The sequence below is a fragment of the Pantoea sp. V106_11 genome (assembly GCF_029967885.1).
GTDB classification, from domain to species: domain Bacteria; phylum Pseudomonadota; class Gammaproteobacteria; order Enterobacterales; family Enterobacteriaceae; genus Pantoea; species Pantoea ananatis.
The window spans coordinates 96300-120682 of the sequence record NZ_JASCAK010000037.1 but is presented as its reverse complement, the minus strand read 5'-3'; the positions used below and the strand labels follow the sequence as shown (position 1 = coordinate 120682).

Genomic DNA, 24383 nt, shown 5'->3' with positions numbered 1-24383 from the left:
GCCCGCCCGCTTCAGCACACACGGCAAAAGCGGGCATTACACGGCCCGCTCAGGTTTGGCTGTGGGCCGTGCCCCCTCGCGTCAACCTGAACGGGTCCGCCGGGTTACTTCAGCTCGGCATCGTCAAAACTAAATGAGGTATCCGGCATCATATAAAAGCCACTCAGGTTTTTGCTGTGGGCTGAAACCAACTGCTCCACCACCAGTGGAATCCAGGGATGATCGTTCCAGATCGTATCCTGCGCATCTTTGTAGAGTTTGGCTTTTTGCTTGCTGTCGGTGGTTTTCAACGCATCGGCCAGATCCTTATCGACTTTCGGATTGCTGTAGAAGGCAGTATTAAAGATCGCTGGCGGCCAGGCGGTGGTGGCAAACAGCGGCGTTAATGCCCAGTCAGCTTCCCCGGTGGAGGCAGACCAGCCGGTATAAAACATGCGTACGCCGCTCTCTTTCTGACCTTTGCCTTCCACTTCCGCCGCGCGCTGTCCCGCATCCATGGCGGTAACCTTCACCTTAACGCCCACCTGTGCCAGCTGCTGCTGCACAAACTGCAGAACTTTCTGTGCCGTACTGTGGTTGTGAGAGGACCAGAGCGTGGTTTCAAACCCGTTCGGATAGCCGGCTTCTTTCAGCAACGCTTTTGCTTTGGCAGGATCATAGGGAATGGGCGGATAGGTTTGAGCGTACTCAATCGATGGCGGCACAATACCCGTAGCCGGTGTGGCATAACCGGCAAACGCGACTTTGACCAGGGCCTGACGATTAATCGCGTATTCCAGCGCCTCACGCACCTTGGGATTATCGAAAGGCTTTTGTGTCACGTTCAGGCTGATATAGCGCTGCATGATCGAGGGCGAGACCACCACGTCAAGCTTGCTGTTTTTCTCCAGCAGTTTGGCCTGCTCGTAGGGCACCGGGAATGCAAAGTTCGCCTCGCCCGTTTGCAGCATGGCCGCACGGGTGTTGTTATCCACCACCGGACGCCACGTGATACTGTCGAGTTTTGGATAGCCCTTCTTCCAGTAGCCATCCCATTTTTTTACCTTAACAAAGTCGGTCTGGTTCCAGGTGACGAATTCAAACGGCCCGGTTCCCACCGGATGGAACCCAATCTCCTTACCATATTTTTTCAACGCAGCGGGCGAGATCATCGCGGCGGCCGGGTGCGCCAGAATATTGATAAAGGCCGAGAAAGGCTGTTTGAGCGTGATTTTTACCGTCACAGGATCGACGGCTTCCGTGCTGGCGATATATTTGAACAGGTTATAGCGTTTCAGATGATTATCGGGATTACTGGCACGGTCGAGGTTGGCCTTCACCGCCTCGGCATTAAAGTCGGTGCCATCCTGAAACTTCACGCCGGAGTGCAGTTTAATCGTATAGGTCAGACCATCCTCGCTCACCTGGTAGCTGTCCGCCAGAACGTTGATGCGCTTCATGTCTTTATCAAAGCCGAACAGCCCCTGATAGAACGACTTTGCGACCGCCTGCGACAGCGTATCGTTAGCGTCGTAGGGATCGAGGGTGGTGAAATTAGAGGCCACGGCAATGACCGCATCCTGTGCGGCCCAAGCGGGTAACGCCATTGCACTGCTGAGTACGCCCGCTGCCAGTAAGCCTTTTCGCATCGTTATCTGCATTGTCTTCTCCTTGTTATCCCTGTCTGATTTGTCGCCGTAGCGACGGCTTAGTTATTCAGGTCGCGCGCTGGCGTGACGTGCCACGAAATGGCCGGGCGCGACTTCCATCAGCGAAACCGTTTCGGGTTCGTCGCCCAATGAACGAATTGGGCTGGGGATCTCATCGACCAATAAACTGCGCTCGCGCTGCCGCTGCGACGGATCGGCAATCGGCACGGCGGCCATAAGCTTTTTGGTGTAAGGATGCTGCGGGCGTTCAAACACCGCCTGACGCGGCCCCATCTCGACGATTTGTCCAAGATACATCACCGCAACACGATGGCTGATGCGCTCAACGACCGCCATGTCATGGGAAATAAACAAAAATGCGATGCCAAACTCGCGCTGTAAATCCAGCATCAGGTTAATAATCTGTGCCTGAATAGACACATCCAGCGCCGAAACCGACTCATCGGCAATCACCACTTTCGGGTTCAGCGCCAGCGCCCGCGCAATGCAAATACGCTGCCGCTGGCCGCCGGAGAACTCATGGGGATAGCGCCTTGCATGCTCCGGCAATAACCCGACCTTTTCCAGCAACCACGCGACGCGCTGCTCTGCTTCATGGCGCGGCATCACCTTGTGGACCAGCAGTGGCTCCATAACAGAGAAGCCGACGGTCAGGCGAGGATCCAGCGACGCATAGGGATCCTGAAAAATAAACTGAATATCGCGCCGCAGATGGGCCAGAGCAGGACCGGAGAGATCGTTTATGCGCTGACCGTTAAAGGTGATACTGCCGCCCTGGCTGGCAACCAGCTTTAGCAGGGAGCGTCCGGTGGTGGATTTTCCGCATCCGGACTCCCCTACCAGCGCCAGCGTTTCACCTGCGTAGAGATCAAAACTGACATTCTCGACCGCGTGTACCCGACTTTTCACCCGGTTAAATAACCCTGAGCGGATATCAAACCGCGTGACCAGATTGCGTACCTGTAAAATCGGTGGCCGATCGTGGCGTACGGTATTCTGTGGTACTGCCGGTTCGTCATCGCTGCCAATCAGCGGGAACCTGGCGGGCAGCGGCTGGCCCCGCATGGCACCCAGCGCCGGTACGGCGGCCAGTAGGGCGCGCGTGTAAGCCTGGCAGGGCGCACTGAACAGCTGAGCCGTTTCGGCATTTTCCACCACTTCGCCACGGTACATCACCTGTACCCGGTCAGCCATTTCAGCCACTACGCCCATATCGTGAGTGATAAAAATCACCCCCATCCGCATCTCTTTTTGCAGTTCGCGAATCAGTTGCAGAATCTGCGCCTGAATCGTCACGTCAAGCGCGGTGGTGGGTTCATCTGCAATCAGCAGCGCAGGTTGACATGACAGCGCCATGGCAATCATTACGCGCTGACGCATGCCGCCCGAGAGCTGGTGGGGAAAGCGGCGCAGAATCTTTTGCGCATCGGGAATACGTACCCTGTCGAGCATGCGACGCGCTTCTGCCAGCGCCCCGGCGTGGGATTGGCCCTGATGAAGACGAATGGATTCGGCAATCTGCTCACCAACAGAGAACACCGGATTAAGCGACGTCATGGGTTCCTGGAAGATCATCGCCATATCGGCACCGCGCACCTGCCGCATCTGACCGCGCGGCATGCGCATCAGATCCCGTACCTCGCCGTTACGACCGCGCAACAGGATCTCGCCGCTGACGTCTCCGCCGGCCTGCTCAATCAGGCGCATCAACGCCAGCGAGGTCACTGACTTGCCCGAACCAGATTCGCCCACCAGGGCCAGGGTTTTACCCCGGTAGACGTCAAGGGAAAGATGGCGTACAGCCTGGGTGACTACGCCATCGTTTTCAAAACGCACGTTGAGATCGCGTACGGCCAGCACCTGCTCGTCGGTCAATACTGTTGTGCCAGACAGGCTGTTGTGGAGGGCCTCACGATTAGCTTTCACGGTAAATTGCCACCTCTGCGGCCTCATCTGTGCGGGCATAAGCCCGGTACATGCCTTCGCTGTTGAAAGGCAGCGCGACGTTGCCCTCACGATCAACTGCAATCAGCCCGCCGCTGCCGCCTAACTCCAGCACGCTGTCGTGAATAACATTCACGCTGGCCTGTTGTAACGTGCGTCCACCGTAGCGCATCTGCGCCGCCACATCGTAAGCGGCCAGCGTGCGGATAAACACTTCTCCGGTGCCGGTACAGGACACCGCAACGCTGTCGTTGCTGGCATAGCAACCCGCACCGGGTAAGGGCGAGTCGCCAATGCGGCCAACCTGTTTATTGGTCATCCCGCCGGTAGAGGTGGCGGCGGCGAGATTGCCGTCGTTGTCCAGCGCAACCGCGCCCACCGTGCCGAACTTACGGTCCGGATCAAGGGGATCGCCGCCCTGGGCCGCACCATCATGGTCCAACAGCGCGGTATCGCTGCCGAGCGCGCGCTGCAGTTGCTCCCAACGTTCAGGCGTAGAAAAGAAATCAGGTTCAACCTGCTCAAGGCCTTGTGCCCGGGCAAACGCTTCAGCGCCCTCGCCCGCCAACAACACGTGCGGGCTGTTTTCCAACAGCGCGCGGGCCGCCAGCACCGGATTGCGTATACGCGATACGCCCGCCACTGCGCCGGCCTGTAACGTCCGGCCATCCATGATGCAGGCATCCAGTTCATGGGTGCCCTGCCGCGTAAACACCGCGCCTTTACCTGCATTGAATAACGGGCACTCCTCAAGCCTGCGCACCGCCTCAGTCACCGTATCCAGCGCAGAAGCCCCCTGAGCCAGCATGCTCTGCCCGTGCGTCACAATGTCGTAAAGCGCCTGTCGGTATGCCTGCTCTTTTTCTGCGCTCATGGCGGCACGGGTAATTGCCCCCGCACCGCCATGAATGGCGATCGCTGCTTTAGCCATACTGCGTTACCCTGTGGTTGCATCAGAAGGAAAAACACTGATTTTGAATGGTTTTAACTCGGTTTGGACCATTTTTGAATATAGAAAGCCCGCTATAGGTTGTAAAGCGGAAACTGACAATGCGCTAATAACCTTTCGTTGTGCCTTATGCCGATGTGACTCTGAAGGGAAAAGTCACCATAATAGACAGCCCTTGCAACAGACAAGCTGAGAATAGAATGGAAAGCTTTACTGCCGGACTGATTTCCCTTGAGGACGCGCAACAAAAGATGCTGGCGTCGCTAACGCCCATCACAGACTCGCTTGAGCTGAGCCTGCCAGACGCGGCCGGGCGCATTACTGCCTGCGCGGTCACGTCACCGATCGATGTTCCCCCTTTCAACAACTCGGCGATGGATGGTTACGCCGTCAGGCTGGCTGATATTGAGAGTAACCAGCCTCTACCGGTTGCAGGTAAAGCCTTTGCCGGGGCCCCGTTTAGCGGTGAATGGCCCGCGGGTAGCGTGATCAGAATAATGACGGGTGCCCCTGTACCTGCCGGTTGTGACGCGGTCGTTATGCAGGAGGAAACCCGTCTGCAGGATGAGAAGGTGATTATCACCGCCCCGGTCAACGCCGGACAAAATATCCGGCTGACGGGTGACGATATTCGGGCTGGCCATCAGGTGCTGGCGGCGGGCGTGCGTCTGGGTGCTGCCGAACTGCCCTTACTGGCCTCGCTGGGGATCGCGACCGTGCGGGTGCTGCGTAAACTGCGCGTCGCGATTTTTTCCACCGGCGACGAACTTCAGCCTGTGGGCCAGCCGTTAGCGGCGGGGCAAATCTATGACACCAACCGTTTTGCGATTTCGCTGATGCTGCACAAGCTGGGATGCGAGGTTATCGATCTGGGCATTATCAAAGACGATCCTGCTGCACTGCGTGCGGCCTTTACCGAAGCCGATCGCCAGGCTGATGTGGTCATCAGTACCGGCGGCGTTTCGGTGGGCGAAGCCGATTTCACCAAAACGATGCTGGAAGAACTCGGCGTGATTCGCTTCTGGAAGCTGGCGATGAAACCCGGTAAACCTTTTGCTTTTGGTCGTCTGGCGAACAGCTGGTTCTGCGGCTTACCCGGAAATCCGGTTTCTGCCGTAGTGACCTTCTATCAACTGGTGCAGCCGCTGCTGTCCACCCTGACGGGACAAACGGCTGCCGCGCTGCCGCCCCGCCAGCGCGTACGCACGGCAACCGCGTTGAAAAAATCGCCTGGCCGGCTGGATTTCCAGCGTGGCGTTCTGCGGCAAAACAGCCAGGGTGAACCAGAGGTTGTCAGCACCGGCGCGCAGGGCTCCCATGTCTACAGCTCTTTTTCTCAGGCCAACTGCTTTATTGTGCTGGAACGCGATCGCGGCCCTGTTGAAGCAGGTGAATGGGTGGATGTCGAACCCTTTAATACGCTGCTGGAGGGGTAAATGCTGCCCGAACTGAGCCACGAAGAGATGCTGCGCTACAACCGACAGATTGTATTGCGTGGTTTTGACTTTGACGGTCAGGAACGATTAAAAGCCAGTCATGTGCTGATTGTCGGGCTGGGCGGTTTAGGCTGTGCGGCCTCGCCCTATCTGGCAGCAGCGGGCGTGGGCAATCTTACGCTAGTGGACTTTGATACGGTCTCACTTTCTAATCTGCAGCGACAGATTTTGCATTACGATGCCGATATTGGCCGCGCCAAGGTGGAATCCGCCCGGGAAACGCTGGCCGCCATTAATCCTCACTGCCAGTTACAGGCTGTGCAGGGTCAACTGGACGATGAGGCGCTCAACGCCCTGATTGCCCGGCAGCAGGTGGTGGTGGACTGCACGGACAATGTGGCGGTGCGCGAGCAAATTAACCGGTTATGCTACCAGTTGAAAGTGCCGCTGGTCTCAGGCGCGGCGATTCGTATGGAAGGCCAGCTCAGCGTATTTGACTGGCAACCCGATACGCCCTGTTATCGCTGCATCAGCCGGCTGTTTGGCGCCCAGGTTCTGAGCTGTGTGGAGGCCGGCGTAATGGCGCCGCTGGTGGGCGTGGTGGGTGCGATGCAGGCGATGGAAACCCTGAAGCTGCTGACGCACTTCGGCTCACCTGCGCGCTCACGTTTGCTGATGTACGATGCGCTGAGCGCGGAGTTTCGTACCCTGAAGGTCGCGCAGGATCCCCATTGTGAAGTCTGCGGACATCATGACTGAGCCGTTAATTGATAGGGTTCATGCGTAAAGCGGAGGGGGCTACAGGTCAGGTAAAGAAAGGACTTTAAGCCGGATCGCCGCAGGCAATCCACCCTGACGCACGGACCCAAACGATAACGGGGTAGCCATCGCTACCCCGTTATCGTTAGACGATGCCCTGGCTACGCAGGTAATCTTCATAATTACCGGTAAAGTCCACAATGCGATCGGCTTTGATTTCCATCACTCGCGTCGCCAGTGAACTGACGAACTCACGGTCATGAGATACAAAAATCAGCGTACCTTCATACATTTCCAGCGCCATGTTTAATGACTCAATGGATTCCATATCAAGGTGGTTTGTCGGCTCATCCATAATCAGGATGTTGGGCTTTTCCATCATCAGCTTGCCAAACAGCATCCGACCTTTTTCCCCACCGGACAGCACCTTAGCCGGTTTTTTAATATCGTCCTGTGAAAACAGGAGGCGGCCAAGAATCCCACGCACGGCCTGTTCATCATCGCCCTGCTGTTTCCACTGGCTCATCCAGTCAAATACCGTCAGGTCGTTAGCAAAATCGTCTGCATGATCCTGGGCATAATAACCAATCTTCGCGTTTTCAGACCATTTAACGCTGCCGCTTTCCGGCGTCAGTTCACCGACCAGCGTTTTTAACAGTGTGGATTTACCAATACCGTTAGCGCCGAGGATCGCCAGCTTTTCGCCCACTTCCAGCAACAGATTTAAATTTTTAAACAGCGGACCGTTATCAAACCCTTTCGTCAACGCTTCGACTTCCAGCGCATTACGGAACAGTTTCTTATCCTGTTCGAATCGAATATACGGGTTCTGACGACTGGAGGCTTTTACCTCTTCCAGCTTTATTTTGTCCATCTGTTTCGCACGCGATGTCGCCTGACGTGATTTAGAGGCATTAGCACTAAAACGGCTGACAAAGGATTGCAGATCGGCAATTTGTGCTTTTTTCTTGGCGTTATCCGATAACAGTCGCTCACGCGCCTGGGTGGCAGCGGTCATATATTCATCATAATTACCAGAATAAACACGCAGTTCGCCGTAGTCCAAATCAGCCATGTGGGTACAGACCATATTGAGGAAGTGACGGTCGTGCGAAATGATAATCATGGTGCTGTCGCGTTCGTTGAGGACCTGCTCCAGCCAGCGAATAGTATCGATATCCAGGTTGTTAGTCGGTTCGTCCAGCAGCAAAATATCCGGGTTGGAAAACAATGCCTGAGCCAGGAGAACACGTAATTTAAAACCCGGGGCAATTTCGCTCATTGGGCCATAATGCTGCTCTACCGGAATACCGACGCCCAGTAATAATTCACCGGCGCGCGGTTCAGCGCTGTAGCCATCCATTTCACCATACAGCACTTCAAGGTCGGCGACTTTGTAGCCTTCCTCTTCTGTCATTTCAGGTAAGGAATAAATACGGTCACGTTCCTGCTTCACTTCCCATAATTCATGGTGCCCCATGATGACCGTATCTAACACGCTATATTCTTCGAAGGCGAACTGATCCTGACGTAATTTACCAATACGTTCATTAGGATCGTAAGAGACATTGCCGCCTGATGGCACCAAATCGCCACCCAAAATCTTCATGAAGGTGGATTTTCCGCTGCCGTTCGCACCGATTAAACCGTAACGATTACCGCCGCCAAATTTTACGGAGATATTTTCGAACAGTGGCTTGCTGCCAAACTGCATGGTGATATTGCTGCTAACTAACACGGCGTTGACCTTAGTGAAGAGAGTGGATGGAAAAACGGCGGCTATTATGCCAGATGTGACGTAGCGCACGCCAGTCTCCGGCAAGGATTGCCTGAGTGTCCCTTGAAAACGCGCAACTTTTAATTATCGTCCTGCACGGTTTCCTGCAGCTGGCGCGCAGGTCGCATCGGGTTGCCACGCATGCCACAGACGTTGCCGTCACGCACGACGAGATTAATTAACGTGTGGAGATCGTAAACAGGGAAACGGCACGCAGGGTTTTTTAAATAAAAAAAGCCGGGAACATAAATGCACCCGGCTACCGCTTACAAGGATTGTGTCGATTAATCGATCAGGAAACTGTCCAGGCTTTTACCTTCATCCAGCGCTTTTTTAATAGCTGCTGGGGTGCGGCCCTGGCCGGTCCATGATTTTTTCTCGCCGTTTTCATCGGTGTAAGAATATTTAGCCGGACGCGGCGCACGCTTAGTGCGTTTTTTACCCTGCTCCAGGGCACCTAATAATTCATTAGGATCGATGCCGTCAGCCAGCAACATTTCGCGATATTTAGATAACTTCTCTTCTTTTTCACGATTCTGCTGCTCTTCAGCGTGAGCTTCTTCACGGCGTTCAGTCACAACGACGGTCAATTTCTCAAGAATCTCTTCCAGATCGCTCAGTGGCAGTTCACGAGCCTGGGCACGTAATGTGCGAATGTTGTTTAGAACTTTAAATGCGTCACTCATCACAATATCCTTGATTAAGGGGGTTTAATTAAACTGTAGCGACAAGACTACCTAATTCAAATAAAAAAATAAATTAATTTATTACTACAGATAATTCCGAGTGTTTTTTTAAATGGCCGTGAAGTATTCAGAATCCTTATGTGGAGAGATTATTAACCACGAATTAACACTAAACGCCTGCTATCCTTGCACAATGTAAACGATTTCATTGATTACGCACGCTGCATGAATCCACCCCAAAACTTTATAACGCTCCGGTCGATTATTTTATCGTCTTTAAAGAATTTGCATTAAATTCGCTGCCTTCCCGTCTGTTTTTCTCACCACGGCCGCTCTGCCGCTCACAAAATTAACCTGCATATAACGGCAAAGTTATCCGGTTACCCGGGACAATATCGGGATGCTTTTTTATCATTCCGGCGTTTGTATCGCGCGTTCCTGCGTTTCTCTGACGTAAAAAAATACGCGCGCGTTTACAGACCCGGTGAGTGCTACTTCGGCGAGGACGTGATTCCTTCTCTTAACGTCGGGCGTAAAAGATAAATAGCGGAGCGTCGTTGGGCGGCGAGTTCGACAGAGTAACATGAGGCGTTTGATGATTTTTATTTGACGATAAAACGCATAAATAATAAATCATGGGTATCAGTAGAGCGGATTGTCAGGCCGCGCCCTTTTAACAGGGGGCACGGCCTGAACGCTTAGTTCACCTGCGTGGCAGGACCAAATACATCGTACTGCGGCAACTGCACGTTCTGGTAGGTCTCCCAGCCGCCCCCTAAGGCTTTATACAGGGCGACGAGATCCAGCCCGCTTTGCATGCGCGCCTGGGTCGCCTGTTCCTGGGCCTGAGCCAGCTGGCGCTGTGCATCCAGCACCTCAAGGAAAGTGGATAATCCCTGACGATAACTGTCACTGGCCAGATCGAAGGTACGCTGCAGCGCGCCAGTCGTTTCATCCAGTGCCGTTACCCGTTGCTGATCGGCACGGTAACTGACCAGGGCATTTTCCACATCCTGCAGGGCAGTCAGCACCGTCTGACGGTAGTTCAGTGCCGCGCTGGCCTGTTGCGCCCGCGCCAGCCTGACGCTGGAAACCAGCCTTCCCCCCTGGAAGATGGGAATAGATAACGACGGTCCCACGCTGTAGAAATGACTGCTCCAGTTATCAAGATAGCTGACGTCAGTGTTACGCACGCCCAACTGACCGGTCAGCGACAGGCTGGGGAACAGCTGCGCAACAGACACGCCAATCTCGGCGGTCTGTGCATGCAGTGTGGCTTCTGCCTGACGAATATCCGGACGACGTCGCGCCAGTGTGGAAGGAATGCCCACAGAAACAAACGCAGGCAGTGCAGGCAGTGCTTTCGGCTCGCTTAACTCGGCATCCAGCGCGCCCGGCGTTTTGCCCAACAGCACGGCCAGCCCGTTCATCGCCTGGCGCGTTTGTGCCTGATACTGCGGCAACTGCGCCTGCAGACTGCTTAACTGCGCGCGGGCATTTTCGACATTCGTGACTGGTGCTAAGCCGTTGCGCTGTTGGCTTTCCGTCAGTTGCCAGGTCTGATCCGCCACCGCAATCTGTTGTTGTAACGTTTTTACCGTTGCCTGCGCGCCACGCAGCTGTAACCACGCGCGCACCACTTCGGCCTCAAGCGACACCAGCGCGTCGTTGCGCTGCTCAATCGCCGCCTGCTGTTGGGCATTCGCTGACTCGATCTGGCGGCGCACCTTGCCCCACAGATCCAGTTCCCAACTGGCATCGAAACTGCCCTGATACAGCGTGACGGGCTGTGTCAGGCCGTTCAGCTGGCTGGCGACATTACTGTCGAGCTGGTCGGCACCGTTGGCTTTCAGTAGCCCTTCCAGGCCAAGCTGCTGACGGGTGACTTTGGCCGAACCGTTAAGGCTGGGAAACAACCCGCCCTGCGCCTGAGATAACTGCTCACGCGCCCCGGCAATGCGCAATACTGCCTGTTGTAATGAGAGGTTACCTTCGATGGCGCGCGCAATCAGGCTATCGAGCTGAGGATCCCCGAAATTGCGCCACCAGCGCGAATCCACCGCTGACGTTTGCGGCCTTGAGGTTTCCTGTGAATCCAGCGCGTGATAGCTGCCCGGGAGCTGGGGCTTTGGCGCCTGGTAGTCCGGGCCAACGCTGCAGCCCGTCAGGGCGAACAACAGCATCAGGTTGAGTGGATTCAGGCGATGCGTAGTCATAACTTTCATGTCAGTGTGCTCCTGCACTGCCTTCGCTCTTGACAGGCGACAGCAGCCAACAAAATGGAATCAAAATCAGGGCAACGATACTCAAGCCTGAAAAGACGTCGATATAAGCCAGAATGCGGGACTGGACAATCATCTCTTTGTAGAGCTGACCCGTTGCCAACGTAACGGGATCGCCCACCGCAGAAGTGAAGTCGCGAATCGCCTGTGCCCAGTGCTGAACGGTGATGTTGAACTGTTCGTTCAGCGGCGTCATGTTGTGCACCATATGGGCCGAACGCGCCTGCTCCCGTTCAGTAATCGCCGCGGTGGACAACGAGATACCAATCGAACCCGCTACGTTACGGAACATGGTGAACAGGGCTGAGGCGTCCGCATTCAGGCGCTGTGGAATCGTAATAAAGGCAATGGTAGTCAACGGCACGAACAGGAAGCCCAGGCCAATTGACTGCGCACTGCGCATCATGACCAGCGTAGTGAAATCGACATTAGGCGTTAAGGACGCCGAATAGAAGAAGGCCAGCGCCAGGCAGCTAAAACCAAAGGCAATAATGTAGCGGGTCTGCACCACCGGCATCAGTTTCAAGACCAGCGGAATGGTCAAGACGATCAACACCGCGCCGGGAGACAGCACCAGTCCCGACCAGGTCGCCGTGTAGCCGAGATCCTGCTGCGCCAGCTGGGGCAGAACCACCGAGCTGCCGTAAAGTATCATCGCCATGCCGGCCATTAATAAACCGGCGACCCAGAAATTGCGATCTTTCATGACCAGAATGTCAACGACCGGTTTACGGGCATACATCAGCCAGTAAATGGCCCCCACGATCCCGACCAGCGCCAGCACGGCAAACAGGACGATAAAATGTGAGGCGAACCAGTCTTCATCCTCGCCACGATCCAGCATGACCTGCAAACATCCCAGGCCGAGCGTAATCAGGCTGATGCCGATATAGTCGATCTTGAGTTTGCCCTTGGCCCATTTACGCTCCCACGGCGGATCTTCCAGCAAGGGTAAAATGGCCATGATGGTCAGCACGCCGACCGGGATATTAATAAAGAATACCCAGCGCCAGCTGTAATTATCGGTGATCCAGCCACCCAGCGTCGGGCCAATAACCGGCGCAACGATAATCGCAATGGAAGAAAGGCCAAACGCTTTGCCCCGATCTTCGGGTTTGAAGTAGTCGAGCAGCACCGACTGTTGTACCGGCTGCAGCCCGCCGCCAAAAAAGCCCTGCAGGACGCGAAACAGAATAATTTGCCAGAGTTCCGTGGCAATACCGCACAGGAAGGAGCAGATGGTAAACATCACAATGCAGATTAAAAAAAACTGTTTGCGGCCAAACAGACGGCTGAAAAAGGCAGAGATGGGCAGCACGATACCGTTCGCTACCAGATACGACGTCAATACCCAGGTTGATTCATCGTAACTGGAAGAGAGTGAACCCGCGATGTGCGGCAGGGCCACGTTAACGATGGTGGTATCCAGGATTTCCATAAATACCGCCAGCGTGACCGTAATGGCCACTAGCCAGGGGTTACTGGCGGGTTTCCAGCTCTGCGATTCGCTCATTCCACGGTTACCTTCGGTTCAACCGATAATCCCAGTGGCAGCGGTCGGTTTGGATCCAGCCCTTTATCAATCACGATTTTCACCGGAACACGCTGGACAATTTTCACGTAGTTACCCGTGGCATTCTCAGACGGGAAGGTGGAGAAACGCGATCCTGTGCCCATCTGAATACTGTCGACATGCCCTTCCAGCTTCATGTCTGGCCAGGCATCTACGCTGATTGCCACTTTGTCACCGGGATTCATTCGCTCAAGCTGAGACTCTTTAAAGTTTGCGGTGATCCAGATGTCCGGAGAAACCAGCGAGAACAGAGCACTTCCCGCCTGGACCAGCGTGCCCATCTGGACATTGCGCTTCGTGACAAAGCCATCGTAAGGCGCACGAACCTGAGTGTAAGAGAGATTCAGCTCAGCCACGTTGAGCTGCGCTTTGGCCTGCTCAACCTGCTCCTGACGCGCTTCAACATTGGTTTCCTGCTGACGAATTTGCAGGGCAACCTGCGAGGCCACTTCCACCTGAGCTTTGGCACTTTGCAGCTGTGCCTGCGCAGAACGGAGCTGTGCAGATGCCGAGTCGATGTTTCGCTGACTGGTGGCACGCGGATCGACGCCACGCTGGCGCCGGTAGTCCGCCTGGGCGTTCATGTAGTTGGCTTCGGCTTTCGCCTGGTCGGCCAGCGCCTGATCGCGTTGGGCCGGATACTGAACACGAGAGAGCGCTAACTGCGCCTGTGCCTGATGCAGCTGTGCCGTGGCCAGACCCAACTGGGCTTTAGCCTGAGCACGCTGGGCCTCATTGTCACTCGGGTCGATTTCAACCAGCAGATCGCCCTTCCTGACGCGTTGGTTATCGTTAACCAGCAGTTTAACAACATAGCCGGACGCTTTTGCGGCAATGGTGACCGCATTGCCTTCGGTAAAGGCGTCGTCAGTGGTTTCTTCGTTACGGGTCGTAAACCAGAAGAAAAAGGCCACGATTAGCATGACAACCACGACAACGGCCAGGATGATTAACGGTTTTTTGCCGGGGCGTTTGCGCGGCTTTTCGTCGTCATGATCCTGATTGTCATGTGGCTGGCTGTTTTTATCTGGCGCGTTTTCTGCGTCTTCCTGATGTGAATCGCGGTTGTTGTTCTCGCTCATAGTGTCCGTCGCTGGCTAAGGCCCTCTGTCCTGGGCGTAGAAAGTCCACTAAACATTAGATCGAAAACTGACAAAATCCAGTACAACTTTACGTAACTTGAGAAAGGCAGCACATCCTGCACCGCGGCAGGATGTGTCTGAGTCAGGCGACCAGTTTCAGCAACAGCCAACCCGTGAGCATTGACCAGGCGAGTAAGGGCACGGAGAAGAGATGAAAACGCCACCAGATGGCGCGATCTTTGGCCATTCGCAGCGCAATAAGGTTAGCGAGCGAGCCGGGAAGCAAACCAAAGCCACCAATATTGACCGCCCAGGCAAGCACTTCTGTCGGCTGCACTTTTTGCAGTAGCAGGATGGTGGCCGGCACATTACTGATGACCTGGGACAGACCGATGGCCAGCAGATAAAGCTCGCCTTTGCCCAGATGCGTAATGGCATCGAAATGCGCCTGAACGACCGGTAAACGCGTCAGTAAGAAGACATCCAGGAACATCACGATGAAGACCACCAGCAGGCTCCAGTCGATATTGAGCAAGACCTGACGCGCCATAATCAGGAAACACACCATAATCAGCAACAGGGCCCAACCGGTTACATGCCATTCCAGCGCGGCAATAAAAAGCAGATACAGCACGACACTGACGGCAAAAAGGGGTTTCTGCCAGCTGTGCTCTTCGCTGGTCTCGTGCTTGTCAATCGTGCGTTTGGCAAAGCTGAACCAGGTCACCACCATCAGGCTCAGCAGCAGCCAGGCGGCCAGCGGCGTCATTTGCAAGATAAAACCGCCCACGCTCAAAGAGCCGTGGCTCCACAGCAAAATATTTTGTGGATTGCCCACCGGGGTGAGTAGCGAACCGGCATTGACCGCCAGCGCTTCAAAGATAATCAGGCGCGAGATAGGTAAATGCGAAAATTTGCGTAACGTCAGCGTCAGCGGCACCAAAATAAACAGCGCCACATCGTTGGTTAAGAAGGTCGACAGCAGCGCCGCCGCCAGCACCATAAAGAGTGCCAGCGTGCGTTCGTGTTTGAAGCGCGCAATTAACCTGGCCCCGAGAACATCAAAATACCCGCTGGTTTCTAACCCTTTTGTGAGGATAAGTAATCCACTCAGGGTAATGATGGTATGCCAGTCCACCGCGGCGGGAAGATCCGGCCAGCGATAGTCAGCAAGAAACAGCAGAACAACCCCAACAACGACTAACAAGTGCAATATATGGTCATGCAAAAATGAGCGAAGCACGATGGGCATGATGTCCGGCGCCTTACCTGAGGGTTAATTGTTTTCGTAAAATTTCTGGAATACAGCCAGGGTTTCATCACTCACGTGATGTTCAATGCCTTCTGAATCGCGCCGTGCCGTCTCCGGACTGATGCCAAGCGCTAACAGAAAGGTTTCAACAATATGATGGCGGGCGCGGCTCTCTTCAGCCAGCTTTTCGCCTTCACGTGTCAAAAAGACACCACGATAAGGGACCTGCTCTACCAGCCCGGCGGTACCTAATCGCTTTAACATTTTTGCGACGGTGGGTTGCGAAACCCCCAGGCGCGCCGCCATATCGACCTGACGTGCTTCACCAAATTCACCAATTAAATCAGAGATTAGCTCAACATAATCATCAATCAGCTCACGGCGATGCGCCTCGCGCACCTGCCGAAACCCTTCGACATGCTCTTCAATATCTTTTAGTGGTCCTTGCGGGGCAGAAACCACGCTTTTGGCACGACGACTCATTCAGCTTCCTCTTTATTTTTTTCCACACCAGCCCTGCCGTATGGATTTAGCTGCGCTCATTGTAAACCAGGCGCAAATAAGCTCAAATTTTTCGTCGTTAGCCTTGGCTAAACGATATAGCCAATGCTATATTTGTTGATAATGTAAACAGAGTGGTGCATTAAAGCACGATTAGGCCAGTCTGCTTACCGTTGCGTTAAATTAATTGGGAGGTGATGTTATGAGCACCCTGAAAAGCTGCATCGACTGCGGCAAATGCTTTCAGGCAGAAAAATCTACATCAGGTATGAAATCCTGGTGGTGCCTGCTGACGCGTTCCCCTTTTACGCTGCGCCTGATGTTGATCAACAAACTCCTGGGTCACGAACCTGAAGAACGCCACTGCCAGAAACTGATCTGGCGCGGCTAATCGTTGATACCGCCTTCTGGCTGCAAGCCTGAAGGTGCCATCTTTAGGCTGCACGGCCTTCTTTTTCGCTGTCTGGCTGTGCCATTCGCGCACGATTTGCCTTTTGCTGTCGCCCGTTTACACACCTCCAGCGCTTCACACTTTTGCATCACCCTGTCTGTGGCAATCCCACGTTTATTTTGCAACCCACGACCACGTGGCTGTCTCCGGCATCGCCTGGCGGATCGCTTTTCTCATTGTGCAGCCGTCGTTTTCAGCACGAGCAAGCCGGTAAGCTCAGAGGGAGACAGGCTGCGGCGCCGCATCCGGCAGGGAGTCAGGGTAATGGACGATATTGGGAAGGCGTGAAGGCCAGGCTGACGCTCTCTGGCGGGCTGTTTTTTTGTCACCAATAAAAACGGCCCTTAACAGGGCCGTTTTTTTAAACTCGACTAAGATCACTTAGAAGCTGTAACCTACGCCAGCAATCCAGGTGCCAACGTCAACGCTACGGATGCGGCTCTGCTCATAGCCCACGTCCAGTGCAACGTTTTCCATTGGGTTGAACTGCATACCTGCGCCGTAAGAGAAACCGTAATCGCTGGTATCAGTTTTGCCGCGTGAAGCAGTGTCGTTCTGCTGGTATTTACCGTAGCCAACACCGACTACACCATAGATGCTTGCCCAGTCATTCAGACGGAATGCTGGACCACCGGTGATGCCGTAGTACTGGCCTTTATTGTAAATGCCATCTTCGGTACGATCTTTCTCGGTGTAGGTGAATGAGCCGATCCAACCCAGTGGGTTAGAACCGTCTTCATAACGATATTTCAGGTTGAAGCCGTTTGCTTTGTTAGCAACGCCCTGGTAGTCGCTCTGTGCGTAGCCACCGGTTACAGTGCTTTGTGCCATGGCGGAACCTGTCGCTACTGCTAACACACAGGCTAATGCTGAAAGACATGCAATTTTTTTCATAACCACCTCAAATGTGAAAGTACTTCTCTCCTGACAACGCTAAAAATATAACAAAAATTAGCGAGAAACTCTGCCCGCATTTTGTTGTCTAACACATAGTTTGGTGTAACAGGAAGTTAATGAAGTTTCGCATGTCATTCTTTTTTCTTATAAAATACGTCATATGATTGCAACAAACCTGCTTAATAAATTTTCATGCTTTAAGTTAATTCCTAAAAAATCCTGACATTAATTTACTTTTGCAGCCGCAAATGTGCCTAAAATCCAGGCAAACAGACAAAATTAAAATCGGTTTACGTCCTCTTTTTGACCGCCACTTCCATTACACTGGTCATCTTTAGCTCATGTTTGGGAAGTGCCTACAGGATGTCAGCCACCTCATTAAAGTCCATTACACCCGTTTTTATTCCCGTTATTGTTCTGCTTGTCTCAATGTTGTCACTTCAGGGCGGTGCCTCGCTGGCGAAAACCCTGTTTCCCACCGTGGGCGCAACCGGCATTACTGCGCTGCGTCTGGGATTTGGCACCCTGATCCTGTGCATTATTTTCAAACCCTGGCGACTGCGTTTTAGCCGGGAACAACGTACGCCGCTGCTGATTTATGGTTTGTCACTGGGCGCGATGAACTTCCTGTTCTACCTCTCCATCCGTACCGTGCCCTTAGGCATTGCGGTGGGCCTGGAGTTTGTCGGTCCACTGACGCTGGCGCTGCTCGGTTCGCGCCGCGCGCTGGACTTTGTCTGGGTCCTGCTTGCCGTGGCAGGGCTGTGGTTCCTGCTGCCGTTTAGCACCGGCATTGCCTCGGTGGATCCGGTCGGCGCGCTGTTCGCGCTGGGTGCCGGCGCCTGTTGGGCGATATATATCTTATCGGGCCAGCGCGCAGGGGCAGAACATGGTGCTGCGACCGTGGCCATCGGATCGCTTATTGCCTCGCTGGTTTTTGTTCCCGTGGGTCTGACGTTTGCCGCCAGTGGCATCTGGCAGTGGAGCGTGGTTCCCGTCGCGATTCTGGTGGCGTTTCTTTCTACAGCACTGCCCTACTCGCTGGAAATGGTGGCGTTAACGCGCTTGCCGGCGCGCATCTTTGGCACATTGATGAGCCTTGAGCCTGCAGTGGCAGCTCTGTCGGGGATGATGTATCTGCATGAAAGCCTTTCGGGTAAGCAATGTCTGGCGTTGCTGGCCATCATTCTGGCTTCCGCAGGCGCCACCCTGACGATGCGTCCAAGAAAGAGTCAGTTAAATGAAGTTGAATTGACCGACAACGCAAAAAAATAATCCGCTTTAGCCTGTTGAAAAACAGGCTAAATAACAATAAAAATCATCTTGATAATTATTTCATTAGAAATGTCATTGAAAATTAATATTTTGAAACACACAAAACCTCTTTCCAGAACTCCCACCTAACCAACTGATTTTTATTACCTTTAAAGCGCCGTTAAATTTAACATATTATTAACTCTTTCGGTGTTTACGTCGTTAGAGCTAAGGCAGATGCTATTTCAGCCATTGATAAGGCCAATCCTGCAAACCCCGGAATCGCTGCTATACTTAGTTTCGTACTTGATTAGGACAACCATTGAATGAGAGGACTGAAACAATGAGTACCGCTAAACTGGTTAAAACAAAATCTTCTGATCTACTTTACACCCGTAATGATGTGGCAGATGACGAAAAGAGAGCCACCATTGAGGTGCTCAACCGCCTGGTAGTGGAGTTCATTGATCTGTCGTTGATCACCAAGCAAGCCCACTGGAACATGCGTGGTGCAAACTTCATCGGCGTGCATGAGATGCTGGATGGCTTCCGCACCGCGATTACCGATCACCAGGATACTATCGCAGAACGTGTTGTGCAGTTGGGCGGTGTGGCACTGGGTACCACCCAAGTTGTGAACGACAAAACGCCGCTGAAAAGCTATCCGTTAAATATTCACAGCGTACAAGATCATCTGAAAGCGCTGGCCGATCGTTACGGCATTGTCGCTAACGATACGCGTAAAGCGATTTCGGAAGTTAAAGACGAAGATACTGCAGATATTTTCACTGCCGCCTCGCGTGACCTTGATAAATTCCTGTGGTTTATCGAATCCAATATCGAATAATGCCAGACACTGAGGTGTCAACAGGCGGGGAAACCCGCCTTTTTTACGTCTGTGTAATTATAATTTTATGACTTTGTTAACAGTTCTTACTTCCTGCCCTTCCTGTTTTTCCCGTCTGATGCACACTACCTCTGCACCACCGCAGCACACCGCACCAACACAGAGCACCAAAACAGTGCACACCGTTTGACCTATGCAGAATCGTGTCAGCGATTGTGTCACAGGCGGTGAATTCTGCGGTTTTTGCAAAGTTGGCATAATTTTTTCATATGATAGCCCGCAAACGATAGCTCGCAAACCTGGCTTTGGGCCCGGTCGTAAAAAGGAAAAATAATGAAATCGCTGTTTAACGTCTCTGTGGCCGCCCTGGCGCTGGCCTTCTCTCTCTCCGCTACCGCAGCCGAAAAGAAACTGATTGTCGCCACTGATACCGCCTTTGTCCCGTTTGAATTTAAACAGGGTGATAAGTACGTTGGGTTTGATGTGGATTTGTGGGACGCCATCGCCAAAGAATTAAAACTGGATTACACCCTGAAGCCAATGGATTTCAGTGGCATCATCCCTGCACTGCAAACGCGCAACGTTGACCTGGCCTTAGCCGGTATCACCATTACGGATGAACGTAAAAAAGCGATCGAATTTTCTGATGGCTATTACAAAAGTGGTCTGCTGGTGATGGTGCGTAATAACGAAAACGGCATCAAAAGCATCAATGACCTGAACGGCAAAGTGGTCGCGGTGAAGAGCGGAACCGGCTCGGTGGATTACGCCAAGAGCCACATTAAAACCAAAGATCTGCGTCAGTTCCCTAACATCGACAACGCCTATATGGAACTGGGCACCAACCGTGCTGACGCCGTGCTGCACGATACGCCAAACATCCTCTACTTTATTAATACTGCGGGCAAAGGCCGCTTCAAGGCAGTCGGTGATTCCATTGAAGCACAACAGTACGGTATTGCCTTCCCGAAAGGCAGTGACGACCTGCGTGAAAAAGTGAATGGCGCCCTGAAAACGCTTAAAGAGAACGGTACGTATAACCAGCTCTACAAAAAATGGTTCGGCACCGATCCTAAATAATAACTGAAACGGTTTTACTTTTTTCAGCAGGGAAGATTTCCCTGCTTTTTTCCATCGCAACAACTGGAGTTTCACCATGGAGTTTGACTGGAGCGTCATTTGGCCAGCCATGCCCGCGCTGCTCGAAGGCGCAAAAATGACCTTAATTATTTCCATTATCGGCCTGGTGGGCGGTTTGATCATCGGGCTGGTCGCGGGTTTTGCGCGCGCTTACGGCGGCTGGATAAGCAATCATATTGCCCTGGTTTTTATTGAAATCATTCGTGGCACGCCTATCGTTGTGCAGGTCATGTTTATCTATTTCGCCCTGCCAATGGCTTTCCCGGATTTACGTATCGATCCTTTCACCGCTGCCGTGGTGACCATTATGATCAACTCGGGCGCTTATATTGCGGAAATCACGCGCGGCGCCGTGCTGTCAATTAATAAAGGTTTTCGCGAAGCCGGCCTGGCGCTGGGCCTGTCGAGCCGTGAAACCCTGCGCTATGTGATTATGCCGTTAGCGCTGCGCCGTATGCTCCCTCCGCTTGGTAACCAGTGGATCGTCAGTATCAAAGATACCTCTCTGTTTATCGTGATTGGCGTGGCCGAACTGACGCGTCAGGGCCAGGAAATTATTGCCGGTAACTTTCGCGCGCTGGAAATCTGGAGTGCGGTAGCGATTATCTATCTTGTGATTACGTTGGTGTTGAGCTTTGTGCTGCGCCGCATTGAGAAAAGGGTGAAAATCCTGTGATTGAATTTAAAGACGTCTCAAAGCATTTTGGCAAAACCCAGGTGCTACACAATATCGACCTGAAAATTAAGCAGGGAGAAGTGGTGGTAATTATTGGCCCATCCGGCTCCGGTAAATCCACACTGCTGCGCTGTATTAACAAGCTGGAAGAGATCACCAGCGGTGAGCTGATTGTCGATGGATTGAAAGTTAACGATCCGAAAGTCGACGATCGCCTGATTCGTCAGGAAGCGGGCATGGTGTTCCAGCAGTTTCACCTTTTCCCGCAGATGAGCGCCCTGGATAACGTGGCTTTTGGTCCGATTCGGGTACGGGGTGCCAGCAAAGAAGAGGCTCGTCAACTGGCGCAAAGCCTGCTGGCTAAAGTGGGCCTGGCCGAACGCGCCGGTCACTTTCCCTCTGAGCTGTCCGGCGGCCAGCAGCAGCGCGTCGCAATTGCCCGCGCGCTGGCGGTTAAGCCCAAGATGATGCTTTTCGATGAGCCGACCTCTGCGCTGGACCCGGAACTCCGTCATGAAGTCTTGAAGGTGATGCAGGATCTGGCTGAAGAAGGCATGACGATGGTCATCGTCACCCATGAAGTCGGCTTTGCACAGAAAGTCGCATCGAGGCTGATCTTTATTGATAAAGGTCGCATTGCCGAAGACGGCGATCCTGACACGCTGATCAGCCATCCGCCAAGTGAACGTCTGCGCGAATTTTTACAGCACGTCTCCTGAGTGATTAACACAGCAGCCCATAACGGGCTGCTGTCTCATCGTGACAGACGCTGTGCGCGTTGGGCGGCGGACATAAAGCTCCACGCCAGAAAACGGCTCTGTTTCTGCCCCTGCGCCATATTGACGACCCGGACCACCGCGGTATCCAGTGCCTGTAACTGTTTTTCCAGCGCAGGCAAATGCTCTTTTCGCGATACCAGTGAGGTAAACCACACCACCTGACTTGCCAGGCCAGCGCTTTCCGCAATCATTTTCCCCACAAACGCTTTTTCACCGCCTTCGCACCAGAGCTCATTATGTTGACCGCCAAAGTTGAGCGGCGCCGACTGCTGTAAGCCCAGATTTCGTGATTTACGCTGTGAACCCGCCGCCGCCTCTGCAGCCGACGCATGAAATGGCGGATTGCAGATGACCGCATGGAAAAACGCACCTTTATTCACAACGCCGTTCAGCACCGCCTGAGGATTTTTTTGCCGACGTAAGCGGATCAGACGCGCCATACCGGCGTTGGCGGCGACAATTTTACCTGCGGCTTTCAGGGCAGCATCGTCGATTTCGGTTCCGGTGAAACGCCAGCCGTATTCTGCGGCCCCAATCAGGGGGTAGATGCAGTTTGCCCCGCAGCCAATATCCAGCACGTCGGCCGAGGGAACCCTGCCCTGATTATCCAGCGCCAGGAGATCCGCCAGATAATGCAGGTAGTCGGCGCGCCCCGGCACGGGCGGACACAGCGATCCCGGCGCCAGCTGCCAGTCGAGTCCGTAGAAGAGTTTAAGCAGCGCCTGGTTAAGCAGCATCACGGCCTCGGGATCGGCAAAATCAACCGACATGACGCCATAACCATTGGGCCGGACCTTTGCTGCCAGCGGTGGATGCGCCGCCGTGAGGGCAGCAAAATCATATTCACCCTGATGGCGGTTTCGGGCGTGGAAAAGCGACGGGCTGGCAGACTTTTTCATACTTTCTCTCATGTTTTCAGGCGCGCGTACAATACGCTGTGACTGGCAGAAAATAAACAGCATTCTCGGCTGAAAGCAGACTTTATGGCGGGCAGGCCAGGTGACGTTATGCAGGCGAACCGCAGTTTAGGGTGTTTTGCAAAGCGAATAAAAGGCAGACGAAGGGAAAAGCATGAGCAGAGAGCAAAATGCGCGCCGCCAGTCATCATGCTGGCGGCGCGACGCACGAATGCGGGATTATTTAAAATCGACGCGCATTAAATCCTGGATGGGCATCCCTTTCGTCGTTTCTACACAACGATCGATATAGCTGGTAAAGCCCGGGGGCGAACTCATTCCCAGACGCAGCAACTTATCATTAGAGAACACGACATTCAGACGGGCAAACTCGCCGTACAGACGCATCGCGCGCAGCATCAGGCGTTCGTTGCAAGGCCCGTAAATCTTTTTAAAGTTCTTACGCTCTTTAACGATTTCGCTGAAATCAACTTGCAGATAGTTAGGTGCCAGCGGTGCACTTTTTTCTGCGGTGGCAAAGGCCGAATCGATCTCAGAGAAGGTGTTGCTGCTGCGCTCACCGGCAGAAATATGGTAGACCATCTCTTTGGTGCAGCCGTGATCCATCAGGAATACCAGGGATTTTGCACAGTAGTCCACCGGGATAACATCGACACGATCATCAAGCGAGCAGAGGAATTTCTCCAGCTTCATCACCATTTTAAATACCCAGAAAATGCTGCCTGACGGCGTACAACCTTCCTGAGAATGGCCAACAACGATGGACGGACGGGCAATGACCAGCGGCAGGTGCGGTAACTCCTGCTTGATCTTGTTTTCGATATAAGATTTGGAATAGGTGTAATCGACAATGTGATCTTCACGTGACGACAGCACCAGGTCCTCTTTGACGACTTCACCCTGATCCGGCGCGGAAGACATTGCCGTGCCCACGTGAACAAATTTTACGAATTCTGGCAGCCCAGCCATTCTGGCAGCCAGCTTAAAGGTGCCTTCGACGTTGACGCGCCAGATATCGTTATTTTCACCAAATGACGCAATCGCTGCGCAGTTGATAACGTGGCTGACCTGATCGATACGCGCATCACCCAGAAAAAGTTCGGGTGCAAGGAGATCGCCGACCAGAATATGATCTGCGGTCAGGCGTTGAATCGCCTGTGCCGAACATGAAAACTTGGTTAAATTTTCTTTAACCCTCTCCAGTCCCTGGTTAGCATCGCTGGCTCTGACAAGCAGCAGCAACTCAACATCCTGGCGCATCAGCAATTCTGCCACAACTGCACCACCAACGAATCCAGAAGATCCTGTAACAAGAATTTTTTTCATATCGACCACGAGAACAATTGATGAGGTTGTATAGTGCACCTAATTCGTTAAACAAATACGAAACTTTGTTAGCACAAAATGTATAAAATGCAATCGTTTACTTTTCGTTTACTTTTGCACCATCTGTTTTCAGCAGTAAAATCGGAAAATAACACTTAACTAACTGATATAAATAAAAATTCATCCGTTAGCACAGAAAGTAACGG

General features: G+C 53.3%; 22 protein-coding genes. 9 read left to right on the top strand and 13 right to left on the bottom strand.

Annotation, left to right across the window (positions count from 1 at the left end; all coding sequences use genetic code 11):
* Positions 1-104 precede the first annotated feature (104 nt).
* The 3 genes from gsiB to QLG08_RS19395 are packed head-to-tail and all read right to left on the bottom strand — an operon-like array spanning position 105 to position 4524.
* Positions 105-1640: a glutathione ABC transporter substrate-binding protein GsiB gene (gene gsiB, locus QLG08_RS19405; protein ID WP_282473135.1), complete on the bottom strand. Its 1536-nt coding sequence runs from the start codon at positions 1638-1640 to the stop codon at positions 105-107.
* 51 nt (positions 1641-1691) lie between these two features.
* Positions 1692-3614 (bottom strand): dipeptide ABC transporter ATP-binding protein, encoded by a 1923-nt coding sequence (locus tag QLG08_RS19400; RefSeq protein ID WP_237734470.1) that lies wholly within the window; start codon positions 3612-3614, stop codon positions 1692-1694.
* Positions 3565-4524, bottom strand: a complete 960-nt coding sequence (locus QLG08_RS19395; protein ID WP_013025183.1) for an isoaspartyl peptidase/L-asparaginase — start codon at positions 4522-4524, stop codon at positions 3565-3567. The genes QLG08_RS19400 and QLG08_RS19395 overlap by 50 nt, the downstream gene beginning before the upstream one ends.
* 218 nt (positions 4525-4742) lie before the next feature.
* Here QLG08_RS19395 and moeA point away from each other — a divergent pair, with 218 nt between their 5' ends.
* Positions 4743-5978, top strand: coding sequence for a molybdopterin molybdotransferase MoeA (moeA, locus tag QLG08_RS19390; protein WP_014606232.1), 1236 nt, complete (start codon positions 4743-4745; stop codon positions 5976-5978).
* Entirely contained in the window at positions 5979-6737 is a 759-nt protein-coding gene (gene moeB, locus QLG08_RS19385) for a molybdopterin-synthase adenylyltransferase MoeB (protein WP_013025181.1), read from the top strand.
* Between the two features lie 145 nt (positions 6738-6882).
* Here the strand turns inward: moeB and QLG08_RS19380 are convergent, their stop codons facing one another.
* Positions 6883-8475, bottom strand: coding sequence for an ABC-F family ATPase (locus tag QLG08_RS19380; RefSeq protein ID WP_014606233.1), 1593 nt, complete (start codon positions 8473-8475; stop codon positions 6883-6885).
* Between the two features lie 95 nt (positions 8476-8570).
* On the opposite strand from QLG08_RS19380, the gene QLG08_RS19375 reads away from it, so the two are divergent.
* Entirely contained in the window at positions 8571-8696 is a 126-nt protein-coding gene (locus tag QLG08_RS19375; protein ID WP_015700682.1) for a hypothetical protein, read from the top strand.
* 102 nt (positions 8697-8798) lie between these two features.
* On the opposite strand, the gene QLG08_RS19370 is transcribed toward QLG08_RS19375, so the two are convergent.
* The 6 genes from QLG08_RS19370 to mntR form a co-directional block, all read right to left on the bottom strand.
* On the bottom strand, positions 8799-9200 hold the full coding sequence (locus QLG08_RS19370) for an H-NS family nucleoid-associated regulatory protein (protein WP_014606234.1): 402 nt from the start codon (positions 9198-9200) through the stop codon (positions 8799-8801).
* 698 nt (positions 9201-9898) lie between these two features.
* A complete protein-coding gene (locus QLG08_RS19365; RefSeq protein ID WP_024470911.1) occupies positions 9899-11425 on the bottom strand; it encodes an efflux transporter outer membrane subunit in 1527 nt (508 codons plus the stop codon).
* Between the two features lies 1 nt (position 11426).
* The gene (locus tag QLG08_RS19360; protein WP_014606236.1) at positions 11427-12995 is read right to left on the bottom strand and encodes a DHA2 family efflux MFS transporter permease subunit; all 1569 of its coding nucleotides are present in this window, start codon (positions 12993-12995) and stop codon (positions 11427-11429) included.
* Positions 12992-14137, bottom strand: coding sequence for an HlyD family secretion protein (locus QLG08_RS19355; RefSeq protein ID WP_015700686.1), 1146 nt, complete (start codon positions 14135-14137; stop codon positions 12992-12994). The genes QLG08_RS19360 and QLG08_RS19355 overlap by 4 nt, the downstream gene beginning before the upstream one ends.
* A 142-nt stretch (positions 14138-14279) precedes the next feature.
* Positions 14280-15389 carry an SLC13 family permease gene (locus QLG08_RS19350; RefSeq protein WP_014593277.1) on the bottom strand — a complete coding sequence of 370 codons (1110 nt, stop codon included), beginning with the start codon at positions 15387-15389 and terminating at the stop codon, positions 14280-14282.
* Between the two features lie 24 nt (positions 15390-15413).
* On the bottom strand, positions 15414-15872 hold the full coding sequence (mntR, locus tag QLG08_RS19345; RefSeq protein ID WP_013025174.1) for a manganese-binding transcriptional regulator MntR: 459 nt from the start codon (positions 15870-15872) through the stop codon (positions 15414-15416).
* Between the two features lie 220 nt (positions 15873-16092).
* Between mntR and QLG08_RS19340 the strand changes: the two genes are divergently transcribed.
* Positions 16093-16281, top strand: a complete 189-nt coding sequence (locus QLG08_RS19340; RefSeq protein ID WP_014606238.1) for a hypothetical protein — start codon at positions 16093-16095, stop codon at positions 16279-16281.
* Between the two features lie 441 nt (positions 16282-16722).
* On the opposite strand, the gene ompX is transcribed toward QLG08_RS19340, so the two are convergent.
* Positions 16723-17235: an outer membrane protein OmpX gene (gene ompX / locus QLG08_RS19335; protein WP_014606239.1), complete on the bottom strand. Its 513-nt coding sequence runs from the start codon at positions 17233-17235 to the stop codon at positions 16723-16725.
* A gap of 366 nt (positions 17236-17601) precedes the next feature.
* Between ompX and rhtA the strand changes: the two genes are divergently transcribed.
* The 5 genes from rhtA (at position 17602) to glnQ (ending at position 21874) form a co-directional block, all read left to right on the top strand.
* Positions 17602-18513, top strand: coding sequence for a threonine/homoserine exporter RhtA (gene rhtA / locus QLG08_RS19330; protein WP_014606240.1), 912 nt, complete (start codon positions 17602-17604; stop codon positions 18511-18513).
* Between the two features lie 322 nt (positions 18514-18835).
* Positions 18836-19339, top strand: coding sequence for a DNA starvation/stationary phase protection protein Dps (dps, locus tag QLG08_RS19325; protein WP_014593274.1), 504 nt, complete (start codon positions 18836-18838; stop codon positions 19337-19339).
* Between the two features lie 333 nt (positions 19340-19672).
* Entirely contained in the window at positions 19673-20419 is a 747-nt protein-coding gene (glnH, locus tag QLG08_RS19320; protein ID WP_207806343.1) for a glutamine ABC transporter substrate-binding protein GlnH, read from the top strand.
* A 76-nt stretch (positions 20420-20495) separates the two neighbouring features.
* Positions 20496-21155 carry a glutamine ABC transporter permease GlnP gene (gene glnP / locus QLG08_RS19315; protein ID WP_014593272.1) on the top strand — a complete coding sequence of 220 codons (660 nt, stop codon included), beginning with the start codon at positions 20496-20498 and terminating at the stop codon, positions 21153-21155.
* Positions 21152-21874, top strand: coding sequence for a glutamine ABC transporter ATP-binding protein GlnQ (gene glnQ, locus QLG08_RS19310; protein ID WP_014606242.1), 723 nt, complete (start codon positions 21152-21154; stop codon positions 21872-21874). Before glnP ends, glnQ begins: the two co-directional genes overlap by 4 nt.
* Before the next feature lie 35 nt (positions 21875-21909).
* Here the strand turns inward: glnQ and rlmF are convergent, their stop codons facing one another.
* Together rlmF and QLG08_RS19300 are read right to left on the bottom strand one after the other, a co-directional pair.
* The gene (rlmF, locus tag QLG08_RS19305) at positions 21910-22833 is read right to left on the bottom strand and encodes a 23S rRNA (adenine(1618)-N(6))-methyltransferase RlmF (protein ID WP_014606243.1); all 924 of its coding nucleotides are present in this window, start codon (positions 22831-22833) and stop codon (positions 21910-21912) included.
* Positions 22834-23070: 237 nt separating this feature from the next.
* The gene (locus QLG08_RS19300) at positions 23071-24177 is read right to left on the bottom strand and encodes an SDR family oxidoreductase (RefSeq protein ID WP_014593269.1); all 1107 of its coding nucleotides are present in this window, start codon (positions 24175-24177) and stop codon (positions 23071-23073) included.
* Between the last annotated feature and the right edge of the window lie 206 nt (positions 24178-24383).

Excerpts from the sequence above, each read along its gene's own strand:
- dps (WP_014593274.1), top strand. The coding sequence starts at position 18,836 with ATGAGTACCGCTAAACTGGTTAAAACAAAATCTTCTGATCTACTTTAC.
- ompX (WP_014606239.1), bottom strand. The coding sequence starts at position 17,235 with ATGAAAAAAATTGCATGTCTTTCAGCATTAGCCTGTGTGTTAGCAGTA.
- glnP (WP_014593272.1), top strand. The coding sequence starts at position 20,496 with ATGGAGTTTGACTGGAGCGTCATTTGGCCAGCCATGCCCGCGCTGCTC.
- QLG08_RS19350 (WP_014593277.1), bottom strand. The coding sequence starts at position 15,389 with ATGCCCATCGTGCTTCGCTCATTTTTGCATGACCATATATTGCACTTG.
- QLG08_RS19370 (WP_014606234.1), bottom strand. The coding sequence starts at position 9,200 with ATGAGTGACGCATTTAAAGTTCTAAACAACATTCGCACATTACGTGCC.
- QLG08_RS19395 (WP_013025183.1), bottom strand. The coding sequence starts at position 4,524 with ATGGCTAAAGCAGCGATCGCCATTCATGGCGGTGCGGGGGCAATTACC.
- moeB (WP_013025181.1), top strand. The coding sequence starts at position 5,979 with ATGCTGCCCGAACTGAGCCACGAAGAGATGCTGCGCTACAACCGACAG.
- QLG08_RS19360 (WP_014606236.1), bottom strand. The coding sequence starts at position 12,995 with ATGAGCGAATCGCAGAGCTGGAAACCCGCCAGTAACCCCTGGCTAGTG.
- QLG08_RS19400 (WP_237734470.1), bottom strand. The coding sequence starts at position 3,614 with ATGCCCGCACAGATGAGGCCGCAGAGGTGGCAATTTACCGTGAAAGCT.
- rhtA (WP_014606240.1), top strand. The coding sequence starts at position 17,602 with ATGTCAGCCACCTCATTAAAGTCCATTACACCCGTTTTTATTCCCGTT.
- rlmF (WP_014606243.1), bottom strand. The coding sequence starts at position 22,833 with ATGAAAAAGTCTGCCAGCCCGTCGCTTTTCCACGCCCGAAACCGCCAT.
- glnH (WP_207806343.1), top strand. The coding sequence starts at position 19,673 with ATGAAATCGCTGTTTAACGTCTCTGTGGCCGCCCTGGCGCTGGCCTTC.
- moeA (WP_014606232.1), top strand. The coding sequence starts at position 4,743 with ATGGAAAGCTTTACTGCCGGACTGATTTCCCTTGAGGACGCGCAACAA.
- QLG08_RS19365 (WP_024470911.1), bottom strand. The coding sequence starts at position 11,425 with ATGAAAGTTATGACTACGCATCGCCTGAATCCACTCAACCTGATGCTG.
- QLG08_RS19355 (WP_015700686.1), bottom strand. The coding sequence starts at position 14,137 with ATGAGCGAGAACAACAACCGCGATTCACATCAGGAAGACGCAGAAAAC.
- QLG08_RS19300 (WP_014593269.1), bottom strand. The coding sequence starts at position 24,177 with ATGAAAAAAATTCTTGTTACAGGATCTTCTGGATTCGTTGGTGGTGCA.
- mntR (WP_013025174.1), bottom strand. The coding sequence starts at position 15,872 with ATGAGTCGTCGTGCCAAAAGCGTGGTTTCTGCCCCGCAAGGACCACTA.
- QLG08_RS19340 (WP_014606238.1), top strand. The coding sequence starts at position 16,093 with ATGAGCACCCTGAAAAGCTGCATCGACTGCGGCAAATGCTTTCAGGCA.
- gsiB (WP_282473135.1), bottom strand. The coding sequence starts at position 1,640 with ATGCAGATAACGATGCGAAAAGGCTTACTGGCAGCGGGCGTACTCAGC.